At 71.7% G+C, this 22,344-nt stretch carries 9 protein-coding genes; all 9 read left to right on the top strand.

Annotation, left to right across the window (positions count from 1 at the left end; genetic code table 11):
* Window positions 1–50 precede the first annotated feature (50 nt).
* On the top strand, window positions 51–5,060 hold the full coding sequence (locus tag J7I98_RS33120) for a non-ribosomal peptide synthetase (RefSeq protein WP_214928763.1): 5,010 nt from the start codon (window positions 51–53) through the stop codon (window positions 5,058–5,060).
* On the top strand, window positions 5,057–15,988 hold the full coding sequence (locus tag J7I98_RS33115) for a non-ribosomal peptide synthetase (RefSeq protein WP_214928762.1): 10,932 nt from the start codon (window positions 5,057–5,059) through the stop codon (window positions 15,986–15,988). Before J7I98_RS33120 ends, J7I98_RS33115 begins: the two co-directional genes overlap by 4 nt.
* Window positions 15,985–16,938, top strand: coding sequence for an ornithine carbamoyltransferase (locus J7I98_RS33110; protein WP_308378028.1), 954 nt, complete (start codon window positions 15,985–15,987; stop codon window positions 16,936–16,938). Before J7I98_RS33115 ends, J7I98_RS33110 begins: the two co-directional genes overlap by 4 nt.
* Window positions 16,935–18,188 (top strand): MFS transporter, encoded by a 1,254-nt coding sequence (locus J7I98_RS33105; RefSeq protein ID WP_214928761.1) that lies wholly within the window; start codon window positions 16,935–16,937, stop codon window positions 18,186–18,188. Before J7I98_RS33110 ends, J7I98_RS33105 begins: the two co-directional genes overlap by 4 nt.
* Window positions 18,172–18,936 carry a thioesterase II family protein gene (locus J7I98_RS33100; protein ID WP_214928760.1) on the top strand — a complete coding sequence of 255 codons (765 nt, stop codon included), beginning with the start codon at window positions 18,172–18,174 and terminating at the stop codon, window positions 18,934–18,936. Before J7I98_RS33105 ends, J7I98_RS33100 begins: the two co-directional genes overlap by 17 nt.
* A gap of 4 nt (window positions 18,937–18,940) precedes the next feature.
* The gene (locus J7I98_RS33095; protein WP_214928759.1) at window positions 18,941–19,876 is read left to right on the top strand and encodes a TauD/TfdA family dioxygenase; all 936 of its coding nucleotides are present in this window, start codon (window positions 18,941–18,943) and stop codon (window positions 19,874–19,876) included.
* Window positions 19,876–20,661, top strand: a complete 786-nt coding sequence (locus J7I98_RS33090; RefSeq protein WP_214928758.1) for a 4'-phosphopantetheinyl transferase superfamily protein — start codon at window positions 19,876–19,878, stop codon at window positions 20,659–20,661. Before J7I98_RS33095 ends, J7I98_RS33090 begins: the two co-directional genes overlap by 1 nt.
* Window positions 20,658–21,578 (top strand): TauD/TfdA family dioxygenase, encoded by a 921-nt coding sequence (locus tag J7I98_RS33085; RefSeq protein ID WP_214928757.1) that lies wholly within the window; start codon window positions 20,658–20,660, stop codon window positions 21,576–21,578. Before J7I98_RS33090 ends, J7I98_RS33085 begins: the two co-directional genes overlap by 4 nt.
* Window positions 21,579–22,035: 457 nt before the next feature.
* On the top strand, window positions 22,036–22,329 hold the full coding sequence (locus J7I98_RS33080; protein WP_214928756.1) for a hypothetical protein: 294 nt from the start codon (window positions 22,036–22,038) through the stop codon (window positions 22,327–22,329).
* Window positions 22,330–22,344: the final 15 nt, after the last annotated feature.

Raw genomic sequence — 22,344 nt, 5'->3', positions numbered from 1 at the left:
CCTTTGACCCCGCGCCCGTAACCAACGCCCAGTCTCTGACAGGAGTTTGCGTGAACACCGAACCACTGCCGGTTCGCTTCGCCGAGCAGGCTGCCCGGACCCCGGACGCGATCGCCGTAGTGGACGGCGCTCGCACGGTGACCTACCGAGAACTCGACAACGAGGCCAACCGCATGGCCCGCCACCTGCGCGGTCTGGGCGCAGGCCCCGAGACGCTGATCGGCGTCGGCCTGGAGCGCGGCACCGAGCTCGTCGTCGCGCTGCTCGGCGTATGGAAGGCGGGCGCGGCGTACGTGCCGCTCGACCCCGGCCAGCCGCCCTCCCGGCTGGCCGGGCTCGCCGCGGACTCCGGCGCAGCCCTCGTGCTCGCCGGGGACGCGGTGGCGGACGCGATACAGGGAACGGGCGTACGTACACTCCGCTCCGTGGAAACGGCCGCCGCACTGGCGCTGCTGGGCGATGAACCCCTCCAGGCCGGGATCGACGCCGACAACATCGCGTACGCCATCTTCACCTCGGGCTCGACCGGCCGCCCCAAGGCCGTCGCCGTCACCCACGGCGGCATCGCCAACCGTGTCGGCTGGACGGTGCGCAAGCACGGTCTCGGCCCCAAGGACCTGGTACTGCAGAAGACTTCGATCGGCTTCGACGCCGCGGGCTGGGAGATCTTCGCGCCGCTGGTCAGCGCCGGCACCGTGGTGCTGGCCCCGGCCGGCGCCGAGCGCGACCCGGCCGCGATGCTGCGGGCCGTCGCCGAGCACCGTGTCACCGTGCTCCAGAGCGTCCCGTCCGTCCTGCGGCTGCTCGCCGAGGAGCCGGACTGGAGCGGCTGCGACGCACTGCGGCTGCTGTTCTCGGCCGGTGAGCCGCTGCACGGCGAGCTGGTGGCGCGACTGCGCGGGCGCATCGGCCGCGACATCGACATCTGGAACACCTACGGTCCGACCGAGTGCTCCATCGACATCACCGCCCAGCCCGTGCCCGAGGGCATCACCGCAGGCCCGGTCCCGATCGGCCGCCCCATCCCCGGCCTGCGCGCCCTGGTCCTGGACCCGGCGGGCAACCCCGTTCCGATCGGTGTCGCCGGTGAGCTGTACGCCGGTGGGGCCGGGCTCGCCCGCGGCTACCAGGGCCGTCCCGACCTCACCGCGGAGCGCTTCGTACCCGACCCTTACGGTCCGGCGGGCTCCCGCCTCTACCGCACCGGCGACCTGGTGCGCTGGCGCGAGGACCGGACCCTGGACTACGTCGGCCGCCTCGACGACCAGGTCAAGGTGAACGGCGTCCGCATCGAGCCCGCCGAGATCGAGGCCGCCCTCGTCGCCCACCCCGCCGTCAGCGGCGCCGTGGTCACCACCTACACCGCCGACGCCGAGGGCACGCAGAAGCGGCTCGCGGCGCACCTCACCACCCGCGAGGCACTCACCCCCGGCGAGCTCCGGGCGTACCTGCGCGAGCGGCTGCCCGACAGCCACATCCCCAACGTCTTCAACGTCGTCGACGCCTTCCCGCTGACCGTCAACGGCAAGGTCGACCGCGCCGCGCTCCAGGTCCCCGAGCCCGCCGACGAGGCCCCCGGATCCGGTTACGTCGCCCCGCGCGACGCGGCCGAGACCCTGGTCGCCGAGGTGTGGACCGGGCTCCTCAAGGCCGAACGGGTCGGCGCCACCGACGACTTCTTCGCGCTCGGCGGCACTTCCCTCCAGCTGACCCGCCTCGCCGCCCGTCTGCGCGCGGTCTCCGGCGAGCAGATCACGCTGCGCGGCCTGTTCTCCGCCACCACCGTGGAGGCGCAGGCCCGGCTGCTCGGCACGCAGAGCGACACGGCGGCAGAAGCCGACCGGCCCGTACGCCCCGTGCCCCGCGACGGCGAGCTCCCGCTCTCCTCCGGCCAGCACCGCATGTGGTTCCTGGACCGTATGCACCCCGGCAGCCCCGAGTGGGTCGCCCCGATGTTCCTGCGGCTGCCCGCCGCGACCGCCCCGGCCACTGTCCAGCGCGCCCTCGACGCGCTCGCCGCACGCCACGAGATCCTGCGGACCCGGTACGTCGAAACCGGCGGTGAACCCCGCCAGGTCATCGACGCCCCCGGTGCTCAGGCACCGATCGAGCTGCGGGTCGAGGACACCCTGCGCGACGGCATCCCCGCCCTGTTCGGCGAGCAGTTCCGCCGCGGCTTCGACCTCGCCAACGGCCCCCTGTGGCGGGCGCTCCTCGCCCGCGTCCCCGGCCAGGACCACGTACTCCTCCTGACGCTGCATCACATCGCCTGCGACGGCTGGTCCACGGTCGTCCTGGAGCGCGAACTGCGGGAGCTCTGCGCCGCGTTCGAGACGGGGCGCGACGCCGCCCTCCCCGACGTCACGGTGCAGTACGCCGACTACGCGGCCTGGCAGAAGGAGCGCCTCACCGACGCCTACGTCGAGTCCGAACTCGTGCACTGGCGCAAGGCACTGGACGGCATCGCCCCCCTCGACCTGCCGGCCGACCGCCCCCGCCCCGCGGAGCGCGACCCGCTCGGCGCCGGTGTCCTCTTTCACGTCGAACCGTCGCTGACCGCCCGCTTCCTGGAGCTGGGCCGCAGGCACGGCGCGACCCCCTTCATGACGTTGCTGACGGCGTTCGCCACCCTCGTGGCCCGCTACAGCGGGCAGTGGGACGTCCCGGTGGGCACGCCCGTCGCGGGCCGCTCCCGCCCGGAGGTCGAGGGCACGGTCGGCTTCTTCCTCAACTCCCTCGTCGTACGCTGCGGCCTGCACGGCGGCCTGAGCTTCACCGACGCGCTGTCCCGGGTCAGGGACGCCTCCCGCGAGGCCTTCGCCCACCAGGACATCCCCTTCGAGCGGCTGGTGGACGACCTCCAGCCCGAGCGCGACCTGTCCCGTACGCCGCTCTACCAGGTCGCCTTCGACCTGCACAGCGAAGGCGCGACCGGCATCGAGGCCGACGCCGAGGACACGGCGGCTTTCGGCGCCGCCTGGGCGGTCGCCAAGACCGACCTCTCGCTCTTCATGCGCCGGCTGGCGGACGGCGCGCTGGAAGGCGCGCTGGAGTACGCCACTTCGCTCTTCGACGAGGCGACGGTGGCCCGCATGGCCGCCCACTTCACGACGGTCATCGAGGCGGTCACCGACCGCCCCGGGCTTGCCCTGGACGACGTGCAGCTCCTGTCCCCGGCCGAGCGTTCGCGGCAGCTCGTCGAGTGGAACGACACCGCGACCGAGCCGGAGACGGCCGCCGTCCTCCAGCGGTTCGAGGCCCAGGCCGCCACCGCCCCCGGCGCCGTCGCCCTGACGTACCAAGGACTCACCGTCTCGTACGGCGAACTCGACGCACGGGCCAACCGCCTCGCCCACCACCTGCGCGCCCGCGGCATCGGCGCCGAATCGCGGGTCGCCGTTCTGCTGGACCGAGGCCCCGACCTCGTAACGGCACTGCTCGCCGTGTGGAAGGCGGGCGGCGCCTACGTGCCGGTCGACCCCTCCTACCCGGCCGAGCGCATCGCCTCGATGCTGGACAGCGCGGGCGCACGGGTCGCCGTCACGCAGTCGGCGTACGAGAACCGTTTCGACGGCGTCTGGCTGGTCCTGGCGGACGCGGACACGGCGGCGATCGACGCCCAGCCCGAGTCGGCCCCCGAGCGCGACGACGACCTGGACCGGCTGGCGTACGTCATCTTCACCTCGGGCTCGACCGGCCGCCCCAAGGGCGTCGAGGTCACCCACCGCGGTCTCGCCAACCACGTCGCCTGGGCGGCGCGCGAGCTGCTGGCGAGCGACTACGGCGGTGCGCCGCTCTTCTCGTCGGTCGCCTTCGACCTGGTCGTCCCCAACCTGTGGGGACCGCTGGTCACCGGCCAGCGGGTCTTCCTGCTGCCGCAGGACAGCGACATGGGCGAACTGGGCCACAAGCTCGCCGAGGCCGGTCCCTTCAGCTTCGTGAAGCTGACCCCGTCCCACCTCGACATCCTGGCCCTCCAGCTCGCTCCCGACCAGGCGGGCGCCCTGGCGCCGGTCCTGGTGGTCGCGGGTGAGCCGTTCACTTCGGTGACGCTGGCGCGCTGGCGCGAAGTGGCGCCCGAGTCCTCGCTGATCAATGAGTACGGCCCGACGGAGGCATCGGTCGGTACGTCCGTCTTCCCGGTCCCGGCGTTCCCGTCGGCGGAGGTGCTGCCGATCGGGCGTCCGCTGCCGAACATGGCGATGTATGTGCTGGACGCGGGCCTTGAGCCGGTGCCGGTGGGTGTGACGGGTGAGTTGTATGTCGGTGGTACGGGTGTGGCGCGTGGTTACGCGGGACGTCCCGACCTGACGGCAGAGCGTTTCGTCCCGGACCCGTACGGTCCGGCGGGCGCCCGCCTGTACCGCACCGGCGACCTGGTGCGTCAACTCCCGGACAGCAACGTGGAGTTCCTCGGCCGTATCGACGACCAGGTCAAGATCCGCGGCTACCGCGTCGAACTCGGTGAGATCCAGGCCGTCCTGGCCGGCCACCCCGCCGTCCGCGAGGTCTTCATCGGCGTACACGAGCCGGAGCAGGGCGACAAGCGCCTCGTCGCGTACGTCGTCCCGGCCCCGGACGCCGAACCGCCGGGCGCCACCGCCCTCGCCGAGTACGCCGCGCTGCGGCTGCCCGAGTACATGGTCCCGTCCGCGTTCGTCGCGCTGGACGCACTCCCGCTGAACGCCAACGGCAAGGTCGACCGCCGCGCCCTGCCCGCCCCCGACGGCAGCAGCGCCGCCGCCGACGAGGGCTTCGTGGCCCCGCGCACGCTCACCGAACAGCACATCGCCGAGATCTGGGAGGAGCTGCTCGGCGCCACGGTCGGCGCCCACGACAGCTTCTTCCAGGTCGGCGGCAATTCGATCCTCGCGATCCGGCTCATTTCGCGGATCCAGGAGGACTTCGAGATCAACTTCGCGGTGCGCACGGTGTTCGAGGGCCCCACGGTCGCTCAGCTGGCGGCCGCTGTCGAGGAACGCATCCGGGCGGAGATCGCCGCGCTTCCCGACTCAGAACTGATGACTGACGGACTGCTGGTGAAGGAGCACAAGGCATGAGCAGCGGGGATGTCGACAACAAGACCGCCGAGGCGCGACGCGAAGAGCTACTGCGTGCCCGGCTCGCCGGACGCGGATCGGGGCGCAGGGCGCCGTCCATACCGCGCGCCGACCGCGACCGTCCGCTGCCACTGTCGCACGGCCAGCAGCAGATGTGGTTCCTCAACCGGCTGGAGCCGGAGAGCACCGAGTACGCCGTTCCCCTCGTCCTCAGCCTGCACGGCGCCCTCGACGCGCCCGCCCTGGCCCGCAGCTGGCAGGAGTTCCTGAACCGGCACGACATCCTGCGCACCCGGTACGTCCTCGACGGCGAGGAGCCGGTGCAGCTGGTCGACGAGCCGCGCACCGTCGAACTGCCCGTCGAAGAGCTGGCGTCGAGTGTGGACGCCGTCATCGAGGACGTACTCCTCACGCCCTTCGACCTCGCCCGCGACTGGCCGGTCCGCGCCAGGCTCGTCCGGGTCGCGGCCGACGAGCACCTCCTGGTGGTCGCCTTCCAGCACATCGCCTGCGACGCCTGGTCCATGGGCGTCCTCGGCCAGGAGCTCAGCGCGCTGTACGCCGCGTTCAGCACCGGCGCCGCCACGAGCCCCCTCCAGCCGCTGCCCCTCCAGTACGCCGACTACGGCACCTGGCAGCGCTCCGAGCTGACCGGCGACGTACTCGACCGCCGGCTCGGCCACTGGAAGGAGCAGCTGGCCGGCCTGGAGCCGCTCGAACTGCCGACGGACCGGCCGCGCGCCGCCGTACGGGACGGGGCCGGTGACTCCGTGGCCTTCACGCTGCCCGCCGCACTCGCGGACGGCATCAGGAAGACGGCCGTCCAGCACGACGCCACCCCCTTCATGGTGGTACTGGCCGCCTTCCAGGCTCTGCTCGCCCGCTACAGCGGCAGCTCCGACGTCGCCGTCGGCACCGTCGTCTCCGGCCGCGACCGCCCCGAACTCCAGGGCATCTTCGGCTACTGCATCAACAGCCTCGTCCTGCGGGGCCGCTGGGAGGGCGACCCGGCCTTCCGCGAGCTGCTTTCCGGCACCCGCTCCACCGTGCTGGACGCCTTCGACCACCAGAGCGTGCCGTTCGCGCAGCTGGTCGACGAGCTCCAGCCGGAGCGCGACCTCTCCCGCACCCCGCTGTTCCAGGTCGCGTTCACCATGCACGGCGAGCGCACCACGGCCTTCGATCTGCCCGGGATCCGTACCGAGCCGTACGGGGCGATCGGCAGCACCGCCAAGTTCGACCTGGACCTCCAGCTGCGCGAAGCGGGCGACGGGTCGCTGGGCGGGCATCTGGAGTACGCCACCGCGCTGTTCGACCGGGCAACGATCGAGCGGATGGCAGGGCACCTGGTGCGGCTGCTCACCGCCGCCGTCGCCGACCCGGACCTGCGCCTCTCGGCCCTGGACATCCTCGACGACGCCGAGCGCGCCCTGCAGGCCGCCCCGGCGGGCGACGCCGAGTTCCAGCCGGTCGACGGCACCGTCCACGCGGCCTTCGAGGCCCAGGCGCGTCGCACACCGGACGCCGTCGCCGTGGTCTTCGACGGCGCCGAGCTCACCTACGCCGAACTGAACGAGCGGGCCAACCGCCTCGCCCACCACCTGCGCGCCCAGGGCGTCGGCCCCGACGCCCTGGTGGGCGTCTGCCTGGACCGCGGCGCCGACCTGGTGCCCACGCTCCTTGCCGTACTGAAGTCCGGCGGCGCCTACCTGCCGCTCGACCCCGCGCAGCCGGCCGACCGCCTGAAGTTCATGATCGACGACGCGAGTGTGGCGGTCGTCGTCACCCAGGACAGCCACGTCCCGAAGCTGAGCGGCGTGCACGACGGCGCCCTCGTCGTCGTCGACCGGGACGGCGAGGCGCTCGCCGCCCGCCCCGGCACCGACCCGGAGCCGCTCACCTGCGCCGAGAGCCTGATCTACGTCATCTACACCTCGGGCTCCACCGGCCGGCCCAAGGGCGTGGCGCTCACCCACGCCAATGTGCTGCGCCTGTTCACCATCACCGAGCCGCAGTTCGGCTTCGGCCCCTCGGACGTCTGGACGCTGTTCCACTCGTACGCCTTCGACTTCTCGGTCTGGGAGCTGTGGGGTGCGCTGCTGTACGGCGGCCGCCTGGTCGTCGTGCCGTTCGAGGTGTCGCGCTCGCCCGAGGACTTCCTCGACCTGCTCGTCGAGCAGCAGGTCACCGTCCTCAACCAGACTCCGTCCGCGTTCCGCGCCCTGGTCGGCGCCGCCCGCGACGGCGACCCGCGCACCCGCGAACTCGCCCTGCGCAGCGTCGTCTTCGGCGGAGAAAAGCTGGAGACGGCCGAACTCCGACTGTGGGCCGACCAGTTGGGGCTCGACGCGCCCCAGCTGATCAACATGTACGGCATCACCGAGACCACCGTGCACGTCACCCACCACCGGCTGACCCCCCAGGACCTGGAGCGCCCGTCCGCCAGCCCGGTCGGCGGCCCGCTGGGCGACCTGCGCATCCACCTCCTCGACCCGTACGGCAACGTCGTACCGGTCGGCGTCGCCGGCGAGATGTACGTCGGCGGACGCGGCGTGGCCCGGGGCTACCTCAACCGCCCTGAGCTGACCGCCGAGCGCTTCGTCCCCGACCCGTACGGCCCGGCCGGCGCCCGCCTGTACCGCAGCGGCGACCTGGCCCGCCGCCTCGCCGACGGCAGCCTCGAATTCCTCGGCCGCATCGACGACCAGGTCAAGATCCGCGGCTTCCGCATCGAGCTGGGCGAGATCGAAGCCCGCCTGGCCGGGCACCCGCAGGTGCGGGACACGGTCGTCGTCGTACGGGAGGGCGACCTCGTCGCGTACGTCACCCCGCAGGGCGACACGGCCCCGGCGCCCGGCGACCTGCGCACCGCACTCGCCGCCTCGCTGCCCGAGTACATGGTCCCGACGGCGTTCGTGGTCCTCGACCGCTTTCCGCTGACCGTCAACGGCAAGCTCGACCGGCGCGCACTGCCCGCCCCCGCGCAGGACGCCCTCGGATCCGGCGCCGCGTACGTCGCACCCCGTACGGTCACCGAGGAGCGCATCGCCGACCTCATGGGCGAGGTCCTCCAGGTCGAGCGGGTCGGCGTCGACGACGGCTTCTTCGACCTCGGCGGCCACTCCATCCGCGCCGTCAACCTCGTCGGCAAGCTGCGCTCCGCCGGCTACGAGATCTCGGTCCGCGACGTCTTCGAGTACCGCACGGTCGCACGCCTCGCCGAGGTCGCCACCGGCCGTCCCGCCCCGGCGGACGCCGACCGCGTCGTCGAGCCGTTCGCCCTGGTCTCCGCCGAGGACCGCGCGAAGATGCCGTCCGGCCTCTCCGACGCGTACCCGCTGTCGCAGGTGCAGCTGGGCATGGTCGTCGAGATGCTGGCCGACACCGACCGGCACCCGTACCACAACGTGACGTCGTTCCGTATCCGCGACGACCGGCCCGCCGACGCCGACGCGCTGCGCCGGGCGGTGGACCTGACGGCCGCCCGCCACGACGTGCTGCGCTGCTCCGTCGACCTGAACACGTACGCCGTACCGATGCAGCTCGTGCACGCCGGCCTCACCATCCCGTTCGGCGTGCGCCACCTCTCCGGCCTCACCGACGACGAACTGCGCCGCTCGATGAAGGCGTTCAACGACGCCGAGAAGGCCCGGCTCATCGACCTGACCACCGGGCCGCTGCTGCGCCTGCACGCGCACATCGTGGACGACGGCAGCTGGTGGATCACCATCACCGAGTGCCACGCGATCCTCGACGGCTGGAGCCACCACTCCATGCTGATGGAGATCGTCGACCACTACCGCCGCATCAGGGACGGCGTCGAGCACGAGGCGGCGCCCGTGCCGGCGGTCCGTTTCGCCGACTTCATCGCCGCCGAACTCCAGTCGCTGGCCTCCGACAAGGACCGCGCCTACTGGCAGCGGACTTTGGACGGCCACGCACGACTGGACCTGCCCACCACCTGGAACGAGAGCGAGGCCGTGACCGGCGGCGGAGCCCCGCACCGGGTCCCCGTGCCCTTCCACGACGTCGAGGACCGGCTGCGCGCGCTGGCCGCCAAGGCGGGCGCCCCGCTCAAGAGCGTCCTGCACGCGGTGCACCTCAAGGTGATGAGCATGCTCACCGAGGAGGAGGCGTTCTACACCGGCCTGGTCTGCAACGCCCGGCCCGAGGTGCTCGGCGCCGACCGCGTCTACGGCATGCACCTCAACACGCTGCCCTTCGCCCACAACCGCTCGGCGCGCACCTGGCGCGAGCTCGTACGGCAGGTCTTCGACCGCGAGATCGAGCTGTGGCCGCACCGCGGCTACCCGATGCCGACGATCCACCGCGAGCTCGGCGACGGCGAGCGCCTGGTCAACGTGCGCTTCAGCTACCACGACTTCGACGTCGTGGACCCCGACCGCATCGACTACCTCGCGACGCTCGACGACAGCCCCACCGAGTTCCCGCTGGGCGTGTCGGCCCGTATCGGCAACATGACCCTCACCGCGAGCCCGCGGGTCTTCGACCTGGCCGCGACCGAGCGGCTGGCGGCTATGTACCGCCTGGTCATCGAGGCCATGGCGGCCGACCCCGAGGGCGACGCGCAGGCGGCGTACCTGCCGGCGGACGAGCGGCAGCGGCTGCTGGTGGAGTGGAACGAGTCCGCCTCCGACACCGGTACGCGCTCGGTCCTGGAGCTCTTCGAGGCACAGGCGCTGCGCACCCCGGAGTCCGCCGCGGTGCTCCACGAGGGCCTTTCGGTGTCGTACGCCGAACTGGACGCCCGGGCCAACCAGGTGGCCCACTACCTGCGCGGCCAGGGTGTCGCGGCGGAGTCCCGGGTCGCTGTCCTGCTCGACCGTGGGCCTGCGCTGCTGGCGGCTCTGCTCGGTGTGTGGAAGGCGGGCGGCGCGTACGTGCCGATCGACCCCTCCTACCCGGCCGAGCGCATCACCACGATCGTCGAGAGCGCCGGCGCGCGGGTCCTGCTGACGGAAGGGGACGCGGCGGCGATCGACGCGCAGCCGGTGTCCGCTCCGGTGCGCGAAAACGACCTCGACGGCTCCGACGACCTGGACCGGCTGGCGTACGTCATCTTCACCTCGGGCTCGACCGGCCGCCCCAAGGGCGTCGAGGTCACCCACCGCGGGCTGACGAACCATGTCGGCTGGGCGGCACGGGAGTTGGCGTCGCGCGGCAGCGGCGGTGCGCCGCTCTTCTCGTCGGTCGCCTTCGACCTGGTCGTACCGAACCTGTGGGCGCCGCTGGTCACCGGCCAGTGCGTGCACACGGTCCCGCAGGACGTGGACATGGCCGACCTGGCGCAGCACCTGGTCGCAGGCGGCCCGTACAGCTTCATCAAGCTCACGCCCGGTCACCTGGACGTCATCGCGCAGCAGCTCACCGCCGAGCAGGCGACCGATCTCGCTCCGGTGCTGGTGGTGGCCGGTGAGGCGTTCACGTCGGCGACGCTGGCACGCTGGCGCGAGCTCGCGCCGCACACCGAGCTGATCAATGAGTACGGGCCCACCGAGGCATCGGTCGGCACGTCGGTCTTCCCGGTGCCTGCCGAGACCTCGGCGGAGGTGCTGCCGATCGGGCGTCCGCTGCCGAACATGGCGATGTACGTGCTGGATCCGGCGCTTGAGCCGGTGCCGGTGGGTGTGACGGGTGAGCTGTATGTCGGTGGTACGGGTGTGGCGCGTGGTTACGCGGGACGTCCCGACCTGACGGCAGAGCGCTTCGTCCCGGACCCGTACGGTCCGGCGGGCTCCCGCCTGTACCGCACCGGCGATCTTGTCCGTCAACTGCCCGACGGGAACGTGGAGTTCCTCGGCCGTATCGACGACCAGGTCAAGATCCGCGGCTACCGCGTCGAGCTCGGCGAGATCCAGGCCGTCCTGGCCGGCCACCCCGCCGTCCGCGACGCCGCCGTGATCGTGCTGGACGCCGGCACCGCCGACGCACGCCTGGCCGCGTACTACGCACCGGCCGAAGGGTCAGACGAGGTCGACGGGCTGGCCGCACACTGCGGCAACCTGCTGCCGGCGTACATGGTCCCGGCTACCTTCACACTCCTCGAAGCGATCCCGCTCAACGCCAACGGCAAGATCGACCGGCGTGCTCTGCCCGTCCCCGACAGCAGCGCCGCCGGCGCCGAGGACGACGGGTTCGTGGCTCCCCGTACGGTCACCGAGCAGCACATCGCCGACATCTGGGCCCAGGTCCTCGACCTCGAACGCGTCGGTGTGGAGGACGGCTTCTTCGAGCTCGGCGGCCACTCCATCCGCGCCGTCGCCCTGGTGGGCGCACTGCGCGGCGCCGGGTTCGACGTCGGCGTCCGTGACGTCTTCGAGTTCCGCACGGTCGCCGAACTCAGCGAGCACCTGACCGGACGCCCGGCCCGCACCGAGGTCGACGTACCGGTGGAGCCGTTCGCACAGGTCGGCGCCGAGGACCGGGCGAAGCTGCCCGCCGACGCGGTCGACGCCTACCCGCTGTCCGAGGTCCAGCTCGGGATGGTCGTCGAAATGCTCGCCGACCGCGAGACGCACGCGTACCACAACGTCTCCGCCTTCCGGATCAACGACGACGCACCCTTCTCGCTCGACGCCCTGCGCACGGCAGCCGCCTCGGCCGCCGCACGGCACGAGATGCTGCGCACCTCCTTCCACCTGGACGCCTGGTCGGTGCCGCTGCAGGTCGTGCACGCCACCGCCGAGATCCCCGTCGCCGTACGCGACCTCGGCGGACTCACGGAGGACGAACGCCGCGATGCGGTGGCCGAGTTCATGGCCGAGGAGCGCGCCGCGCTGTTCGACCTGGAGCAGGCCCCCCTCCTCCGGATGACCGGGCTGGTCGAGGACGACGGCACCTGGCGCCTCGGCCTCACCGTGGCCCACGCCATCACCGAGGGCTGGAGCCACCGCGCCCTGCTCATGGAGCTCATCGAGGAGTACCGCGCCGCGAGGGACGGGCAGCCCACTGACCGCCCGGCCCAGCCGGACGTGCGGTACGCCGACTTCATCGCTGCCGAGCAGCGGTCGCTGGCCTCGGACGAGGACCGCGCGTACTGGAAGGACGTGGTGGGCCGCAACGCCCGCTTCTCCCTGCCGGCCGCCTGGGCCGACACCGCCGGACCGCGCGAGAAGTTCCGTACGGTCGTGCCGCTCCGCGAGCTGGAGACCGGCCTGCGGGCCCTCGCCACCCGGGCCGGGGTCTCCGTCAAGAGCGTCCTGCTCTCCGCGCACCTCAAGGTGCTGAGCATGATCACCGAGGAGGAGTCCTTCTTCTCCGGCCTGGTGTTCAGCGCGAGGCCCGAGGCCCCCGGCGCCGACCGCGTCTACGGCATGTACCTCAACACCCTGCCCGTCGCGTACGGCAGAGGGGTGGCCACCTGGCAGGACCTGGTCCGCGAGACCTTCGCCCGCGAAGGCGCGATCTGGGGCCACCGGCGGTTCCCGATGCCGTCCATCCAGCGCGAGTCGGGCATGGAACGGCTGCTCGACGTCCGGTTCAGCTACCAGGACTTCGACCACGTCGACACCGAGCGCGTCGACGTCGAGGACAGCTCCGGCGAGGGAGCCACCGAGTTCGGCCTCGCCGTCTCCGCCGCCTCCGGCTACCTCCTGCTCACCACCCACACCCACGCCCTGTCCCGTGCCAACGCGGAACGGCTGGCCGACCTGTACCAGCAGGTCCTGACAGCGATGGCGGCCGACCCGGCGGGCGACGCCCGCGCGACGTACCTGCCGGCGGACGAGCGGCAGCGGCTGCTGGTGGAGTGGAACGACTCCGCCTTCGACACCGGCTCGCAGTCCGTCCTGGAGCGCTTCGAGGCCACGGCCGCCGACGCCCCTGAAGCGGTCGCGGTCACCCTCGACGGCCTCTCGGTGTCGTACGCCGAACTGGACGCCCGGGCCAACCAGGTGGCGAACCACCTGCGCGAGCGGGGTGTCGTGGCCGAGTCCCGGGTCGGTGTCCTCCTCGACCGCGGCCCCGAGCTGCTGGCGACGCTGCTCGGTGTGTGGAAGGCCGGCGGCGCGTACGTGCCGGTCGACCCGTCCTACCCGGCCGAGCGCATCGCCTCGATGCTGGACAGCGCGGGTGCGCAGCTCGCGGTGACGCAGTCGGCGTACGCGGACCGGTTCGACGGCGTCGCACTGGTCCTGGCGGACGCGGACGCGGCGGCGATCGACGCGCAGCCGTCGACGGCCCCGGTCCGTGCGGACGACCTGGACCGGCTGGCGTACGTCATCTTCACCTCCGGTTCGACCGGCCGCCCCAAGGGCGTCGAGGTCACCCAGCGCGGCCTCGCCAACCATGTCGGCTGGGCGGCGCAGGAACTGGCGTCCCGGGGGACCGGCGGTGCTCCGCTGTTCTCCTCGGTCGCCTTCGACCTGGTCGTACCCAACCTGTGGGCGCCGCTGGTCACCGGCCAGACCGTGTACACCGTCCCGCAGGACACCGAGCCGGGCGACCTCGCCCGCCACCTCGTGGCGGGGGCCCCGTACAGCTTCATCAAGCTCACCCCCGGCCACCTGGACCTGCTCTCCGAGCAGCTCACCACCGAGCAGGCGGCGGAGCTCGCCGGCGTGCTGGTGGTGGCGGGCGAGGCGCTGCCGGGGGCGGCCGTCAACCGCTCGCTGGACGTGCTCGGCCCCGGCCGGCTGATCAATGAGTACGGTCCGACGGAGGCATCGGTCGGCACCTGCATCTTCCCGGTGACCGCCTCGGTGGCCCAGGACGTCGTCCCGATCGGACGTCCGCTGCCGAACATGGCGATGTATGTGCTGGATCCGGCTCTGGAGCCGGTGCCGGTGGGTGTGACGGGTGAGCTGTATGTCGGTGGTACAGGTGTGGCGCGTGGTTATGCGGGACGCCCGGACCTGACGGCGGACCGTTTCGTCCCGGACCCGTACGGTCCGGCGGGCGCACGGCTCTACCGCACCGGCGACCTGGTCCGTCAACTGCCCGATGGCAACGTGGAGTTCCTCGGCCGTATCGACGACCAGGTCAAGATCCGCGGCTACCGCGTCGAACTCGGCGAGATCCAGACGGTGCTCGCCGGTCACCCGGCCGTCCGCGAGGCAGTCATCGGCATCCACGAGCCGGTCCCCGGCGACAAGCGCCTCGTCGCGTACGTCGTCCCCGTACCGGAAGCCGAAATGCCGGGCGCGGCCGACTTCGCCGAGTACGCCTCGCTGCGGCTGCCCGAGTACATGGTTCCGTCCGCGTTCATCACGCTCGACTCGATCCCGCTGAACGCCAACGGCAAGGTGGACCGGCGTGCCCTGCCCGCCCCCGACCGGAGTTCGCTGCGGTCCGAGGTCGAGCACGTACCGCCGCGGACCGAGACCGAGCGGCTGCTCGCCGGCATCTGGTCCCAGGTGCTCGACGTGGAGCAGATCGGGGTGCACGACCGGTTCTTCGACCTCGGCGGCCACTCGCTGCTGATGATCAAGGTGCTGGCCGCGGCCCGCCAGGTCGGTCTCACGATCTCGGTGTGGCGCATGTACCAGCACGAGACGCTCCTCGACCTCGCGGCGGCCGTCGACGAGGACGCGGCCGAGGCGGCCGCCGCCCTGGCGCCCGTACCCGAGCCGGAGCCGGAGGCTCCTGTGGCCAAGGTCGAGGTCTCCGCCGAACTCCTCGCCTCTCTCCTGGAGCAGGCGTCCGGCGGCGACGCGAGCAAGCTGGCCGCAGGGCCGCTCGCCGAACTCGCCCAGCTGGTCGGCACGGGCGCAGGTACAGGGAGCTCCACCGCCCCGGCGAAGCCCACTCTCCCCCTGGACGAGCTGGAAACGGTGATGCGCGAGCATCACGTGCCCGGCGCGAGCATCGCCGTCCTGCACGATGGCGAGGTCACCGCGGTCCACGGACTCGGCGTACGGAGCGTCGACGACGGCGGCCCGGTCACCCCGGAGACGCTGTTCCAGGTCGGCTCGATCAGCAAGCACGTCACCGCCCTCGCCACCCTCCGCCTGGTCGCGGAAGGCAGCATCGACCTCGACGCGGACATTGCGGCGTACCTCACGAGCTGGCAGCTGGCCGACGACCCGGCCGCGCCGGGGGCCGTCACCGTACGGCACCTGCTCGGGCACCGGGCCGGTCTCGCCCGGCACCGCAGCGTCGGATTCCGGCCGGGTGAGCAAGTGCCCACCCTGCTGGACCTGTTGGAGGGCACGGGCCCGGTGAGCACCCCGAGGGTGCGCAGGGAACTCGTCCCGGGGTCGACGTTCCGCAAAAGCAGCACCCATTACTGGGTCCTCCAGCAAGTGCTGGAGGACGTGACGGGCGAGTCGTTCGAGACGCTCATGCGACGCCTCGTCCTGGACCCGCTCGGCATGACCGGCACCAGCTTCGACCAGTCGTTCCCGCTCACCGCGGGCAGGCCGGTGGCCGCCGGGCACGACGCCCACGGCACAGCCATGGCGGGCGGCTGGCGCAACCGCGCCCACCTCGCCGCTGCCGGACTGTGGACGACCGCGGGCGACATCGCCGAGATCACCCTGGAAATGCGGCGGTCCCTGCTCGGCCGGCCGGGGGCGCTCCTGCCCCGCGAGCTCGCCGAGGAGCTGCTCGCGTCCGAGCCCGGCGACTTCTACGGGCTGGGAACGATCGTCGACGACACCGGCAGCGACCGGGAGTTCGGCCACGGCGGCGAACCGGCCGGTTTCTGGAACATGGCGATGAGCCGCCTGAACGGCGGGTCGGGCTTCGTGGCCCTCACCAACTCCGACTCGGGCAAGGCGGTGGCCAAGTTCCTGACCGAGGTCATGGGCCGCCAGGACACGGCCTTCGCCAACGGCCGCCTGGCCGCCGAGTGGACCACCGGCGACAACAGCACATCCACCCTGGCCGTCCTCGCACCGGTGATCACGGACGAGGACAGGGCCGCCGGGACCGGGACGACCCAGCAGACGCAGCGGAGGAAGCCGTGACCACCAGCGCCGTCAGGCACCTGATATCCATCAACGACCTCAACGACGACGACCTGCGGTCCATCGCCGAGCGCGGCGCGGCCTTCTCGGCCGGCGAGGCCGGTCCCGTGGCCCCCCTCGAAGGGGACATCGTCGGCATCTACTTCAGCAAGACGTCGACACGGACCCGTACCGCCTTCTCCAGCGGGGCACTTCGCCTCGGCGGCCGCATCGTCGGATACGGTCCCGGCGACCTCCAGCTCAACACCGGCGAGACCAGCGAGGACACAGGGCGGGTCATGTCCCGCATGCTCGACGTCCTCGTCGCCCGCACCGCGGGCGACCCGGAGGAGCTGCGCGGCTGGGCCACCCAGGAACGTATGTCGGTCGTCAACGCGATGACCGCCGACGAGCACCCGACCCAGGCACTCACCGACCTGACCACGATGCTCCGCCACTTCGGCCGGATCGACGGCCTGCGCATCCTGTACGTCGGCGAGGGCAACAACACCGCATCCGCCCTGGCCCTCGCCCTCACCCGCTTCCCCGGGGTCGAGTTCGAGCTGCGCACACCGCCCGGCTACGGGCTCGCGGACGAGTTCGTGACCCGGGCCACCGAGCAGGCCGCCCGCAGCGGGGCGACCTTCCGCGAGCGGCACGACATGTCCGGCCTGCCTTCGGACCTGGACGTCATCTACACCACCCGCTGGCAGACCACAGGCTCCACCAAGCCGGACGCCAACTGGCGGGAGATCTTCGCCCCGTTCCAGGTGACCGAGGCGCTGTGGGAGCACAGCCCTAAGGCCGTCTTCATGCACGACCTGCCCGCCCACCGGGGCGAAGAGGTCGTGGCCGAGGTGCTCGACGGGCCCGCGAGCATCGCCTTCGACCAGGCCGAGAACAAGATGCACAGCGCCATGGCCGTCCTGGAGTGGTGCCGTGGCGGAATCGCCGGGGCGGTGCACCGGTGACCCTGGCCCGGGATGTCGCGCCCGCCGAGAGCGGGCCCGCAGGACCGCTGCGCAAGAACCGGCAGTTCCTGCTGCTGTGGTCGGGCGCCGGCATGTCCTTCCTGGGCGCCCGGGTGACGGCGGCGGCGTATCCGGTGATCGTGCTCTGGCACACCGATTCGCCGCTGGCCATGTCCGTCGTCTCGTTCGCGGCGCTGCTGCCGCTGCTGCTCATCCAGCTGCCCGCCGGTGCCTTCGTGGACCGCTGGGACCGGCGGCGGCTGATGATGGCCTGCGAAGTGGGCCGGCTGCTTGCGGTGGGCAGTGTGGCCGTCGCTCTCGCGGCGGGACGGATCTCCGTACCGCACCTGGCGGTGGTGGCGTTCGCCGAGGCGAGCCTGACCGTTTTCTACCGCCTGGCCGAGCGGGGCGCCGTACGCAACCTGGTGCACCGCGACCACCTGTCCGCCGCGCTCTCGCAGAACGAGGCGCGGGGGCGGGCGGCCGGACTGCTCGGCCAGCCCGGCGGCATCCTGCTCCAGACGCTCACGCGCTGGGCGCCGTTCGCCTTCTCGTCCGCCGCCTACCTGCTCTCCCTGTTCTCCCTCCTGCTGATCCGCAAGGACTTCCAGGGGGCGAGGACGGGCAGCGCGAAGAAGCGGCTGCGCAGTGAGGTCGCCGACGGTCTGCGGTGGTTGTGGGCCCGGCCATTCCTGCGCGCCGTGCTCGTCTCCATCGCCGTCACCAACATCCTTTTCCAGCTGCTCGGGATGGCGATGATCGTCCTGGTCAAGGAGGAGGGACAGTCCTCGGCGTCGCTGGCGATCATCTTCGGCATCAGCGGAGCCGGCGGTGTGATCGGCGCACTCGCCGGCGGGCGGCTGCGGCGGCTGAGCCTCGGCTCGGTCATGATCGGCGGCATCGCCGTCTGGGCCGTGCTCATGGGCGCCATGTCGTTCGTACGCGACCCCTTCGCCCTCGGCGGCCTGTACGCGGGAGCCGCCGCCGTGGGCGCGGCGTTCAACGTCGTCGCCGCCGTCTACCAGGTACGCATCACCCCCGACGAGCTCCAGGGCCGGGTCGCCGCCACCGGCGCGCTGATCGGCTCCGGCTCCAGTTCAATCGGCGCACTCCTGGGCGGCCTGCTCCTGGCCGCCTGGGGCGCCGGCCAAACCATCTCCGTGATCGGCGGAGCCATGGCCCTGCTGGCCGTGATCGCCGCCGTAGGACCGGCCCTGAAGGGAGGGCACGCGGATGAGACGTCCGCCTGAAGTGACCGACGACGAGCGGTGGTTCAGACGCTACGCGCGGACCACCGAACCCCGGCTGCGGCTTGTGTGCTTCCCGCACGCGGGCGGCAACGCGCAGATGTACCACGGCTGGGCGGCCAGGCTGCCGCGCGACGTGGAGGTCCTCGCCGTCCGCTACCCCGGACGCCAGGACCGCCTCGCCGAACCGTGCATCGAGGACATGGCCACCCTCGCCGACGAGGTCACGGCGGCGCTGCTGCCCTACCTGGACCGGCCCGTCGCCCTGTTCGGCCACAGCATGGGGTCCTCGGCGGCGTACGAAACCACCCTGCGTCTGGAATCCCGGCACGGCGTCGTACCCCGCCGCCTGATGGTCTCCGCACGCTCCGCCCCGCACCGCGCCAACCCCACAGGGCTGCACGAGCGGGACGACGAGGCGCTCGTCGCGGGCGTACGCCGACTCGGCGACCTGGGCTCCGAGGTGTTCGACATCCCGGAGCTGAGGGAACTGCTGCTGCCCGCGCTGCGCGCCGACTACCGGCTGATCGAGAACTACCGGCCCGCGTCCCCGCCCGCCCGGGTGCGCGCGCCGATCACGGCGTACCTCGGCGAGAGCGACCCCGGCTGCGAACGCGAGAACGTCCTGGCCTGGGCCGAACTGGCCGGCGCCAAAGGCTTTGAACTCCGCACCTACCCGGGCGACCACTTCTATCTCGCGCAGCAGGAAGCCGAGCTGGTCGCCGACATCATCAAAGATCTGGAGGCATGAACTCATGAGCAGAACACAGGCCTGGACCCCCCTGGAGATCGAGACCGAGGGCGTCGGCGGTGCGGAGGAGCTCGTCGGCCGGATCGACGAGATGGGCGACGAGCTCGGCAAGCTGCTCGTCCAGGAGAAGGCCCTGGTCTTCCGCGGCTTCGGCATCACCCCCGAGAGCCTCGACCCGGTCCTCGACGCCCTGCTCCCCAACCGTCTCGCCTATGTGCACGGGAACTCGCCGCGCACCAAGGTCGGCAGCAATGTCTACACCTCCACCGAGTACCCGCAGGAATTCACCATCTCGATGCACAACGAGATGAGTTACGCCCACGCCTGGCCCGCCCGGCTGGCGTTCTGCTGCACCGTCCAGCCCGGCGGTGGCGGCGCGACCCCCGTCCTCGACGCCGCCCTGTGGCTGGAGTCCCTGGACGACGAGGTCCGCGAGGCCTTCGCGGGCGGCGTGCGCTACATGCAGAACCTGCACAGCGGCTTCGGCCTCGGCAAGAGCTGGCAGGACACCTTCGAGACGACCAGCCGCGAAGAGGTGGAGGCGTTCCTCGCCCCCACCGGCGCGACCTGGGAGTGGAACGCCGACGGCGGCATCCGCGTCGCCTCCGTCCGCCCCTCCGCGGTCCGCCACCCGGTGACCGGCGCCGAGGTGTGGTTCAACCAGGCCGACCAGTGGCACCCGGCCGGTCTCGGCGACGACACCGCGGCCGCCCTCGCCCAGATCATGCCCGCCGACGAGTTGCCGCAGAGCGTCACCTTCGCCGACGGCAGCCCCATTCCGGCGGAGTATGTCCTCCAGATCCGCGACCGCGGCCTGGAGAACGCCGTCGACGTGGACTGGCGGGCCGGTGACCTCCTGCTGATCGACAACGTCCTGCTCGCGCACGGCCGCCGGCCGTTCACAGGGAGCCGGCGCGTCCTCGTCGCGATGTCGGACTGATGACGTCTCGCCACGAGTACGACAGCCTCCGTGCGGAGGATGCCGTGCACGTCTGGCAGGGCCGTACCACCACGGCCCTGCCGGACCCGGCCGGGACAGCGGCAGTGCTGTCCGGCGCCGAACTCGCCGCAATGGAGCGCCTGCCGCGCCAGGCAGGCCTCCATTACGGGGGCGCACACGCCGGACTGCGGCAGATCCTGGCCGGCTATCTCGGCGTATCGCCCGCCGAGCTCCGGTTCGGGCGCCGGCCCTGCCCGTGCTGCGGCGACGCCCAGCACGGCCGCCCGCGGCTCGAATGGCCGGACGCCGCACTCGACTTCAACCTCTCCCGCTCCGGCCCGCACTGGCTGCTGGCCGTCACGGCGGGCCACCAGGTCGGGGTCGACGTCGAGGACGGCTGCCGGCTGGACATCGAGGGCACCTCCGCACTGGTCATGTCCCCCTCCGAACTGACCCACCTGCGCTCCCAGCAGTCCCCCTCGTCCCGCCAGGACGTGTTCTTCCGCTGCTGGACGAGAAAGGAAGCCATCGTCAAGGCGAGCGGCGTAGGCATCGTCACCGACCTGATGGCCATCGACGTACGCCCTGCATCGGCAGAGCCGGTGACGGTGACCCACCAGCAGCCGTCGGGCCCGGACACCTGGCTGGTCCGGAGCCTCACTCCCGGCGGGGGCCTGTACGCCGCCCTGGCCACGGACGCCGCCCGCTGCACCGGTCCCGTCCGCCTGAGAACGTACAACGAGCCGGTGGCGTACGCCGCCGGGGAAGGAGCCTTGGTCTCATGAGCGCCTACGAGATCACCGCGGCACCCGGCACAGGTGTCCACGGCTACATCAAGGACAACCACGAGAAGCTCCGAGCCATCCTCACCGAGAACGGCGCCGTGCTGCTGCGCGGCTTCGGCGTCGGGGGAGTGGACGGGCTCGACGGGGTGGTGCGGGCCTTCTCGGGGTCCGCCCCGCTGACGTACGCCGAGCGGTCGTCGCCGCGCTCCACCATCAAGGGGCAGGTGTACACCTCGACGGACTACCCGCAGGACGAGGAGATCTTCCTGCACAACGAGAACTCGTACCAGGCGGCCTGGCCGCGCGTCCTTTACTTCTACTGCATCGAGCCCGCCGTCACGCAGGGCGCGACACCGCTCGCCGACATCCGCGAGGTGTACCGGGCGATCGACCCGTCGGTGCGCGAGGAGTTCGAGCGGCGCGGCTGGCGTGTGGTCCGCAACTTCCATGCGGATTTCGGGGTTCCGTGGCAGGAGACGTTCGGGACCGACGACCGCGCGGCGGTGGAGGAGTACTGCCGGGGCAAGGGCCTCCAGCCGTACTGGCGCCCGGACGGCGGACTGCGCACCACGGCGGTGCGCAAGGCGGTGCACACGCATCCGGACACGGGGGAGACGGTGTGGTTCAACCATGCGACGTTCTTCCACGTCACGTCGCTCGCCCCCGAGGTGCGGGAGGGGCTCCAGGAGATTTTCCCGGAGGAGGACCTGCCCACGAACACGTACTACGGCGACGGCGGCCGCATCCCGGACGACGTGATGGACCACCTGCGGTCCGCCTACCGGGGCGCTTCGACCCGCTTCGACTGGCAGCGCGACGATGTCCTGATCGTCGACAACATGCTGGCAGCCCACGCCCGCGAGCCGTTCACGGGCCCGCGCAAGATCGCGGTGGCGATGGCGGAACCGTCGGCCTGACAGGGTGCGTACGCGTAAGGCCGCGCGGCCACCGGAAATCGATGACCGCGCGGCCATTGACTTCGACCTTCAGTGACGGCCCGTCAGTTCACCTGGCGGGCCGTTTCGCCGCTTGCCGCGCAGAACGCGCCACAGATTTCCAAGGCGCGGCCGGTGATGCTCTCGCCTTCGGGCGGGAGGGGGCGTATTCGCGTCCGGGGACGTACGGCGTGACGGCCAGTACCGCACAGGACGGCGTCTCATCGCCATGGGCCTCTCGATCCTCGGTCAAGCCGAAGGCAGCCAGGAGCGGCAAGTCGTCACAGGGCAGCTGCACCCCATAGGCGGCGAGCCCGCACTGTCCCGCCCGGACTCGGCGCGTCGCCGGGTGTTTTGATGGTATTTCACATTAATCTCCCGTAACTGTACGAAGTCGATCCATCACGGATCGCACCCACCTCGCTCCACCGGAGATGACATGCACAAGCTTCGCAAGGCTGCTGTCCTGGTCGCTGCCCTCGCCAGCGCCGGACTCCTGAGTGCCGGCACTGCCCACGCCGGCGGCGATGGGCACGGCCACCACAAGAGCGGCGACCACTTCAACATCAAGCAGAGCTCCGAGTGCAAGTCGCACGACCTGAACGTCGACGTCCTCGGCCAGGTCGGGCTGGTCAACGGCCTGCTGGGCAGCGCGCTCAACGGCGAGGGCAACCCGGGCGATCAGAAGACACACATCGGTTCGAGCATGGGCTGCGACAACAGCGCCTTCTAAGGCCTGTCCCGTAAA

Origin of the sequence: Streptomyces sp. ISL-98 (genome assembly GCF_018614055.1) — a bacterium.
In the GTDB taxonomy this organism is placed as follows: Bacteria; Actinomycetota; Actinomycetes; order Streptomycetales; family Streptomycetaceae; genus Streptomyces; species Streptomyces spiramyceticus.
Note: the sequence above shows the minus strand (reverse complement) of the source record. Positions and strands in the feature narration are given on the sequence as shown.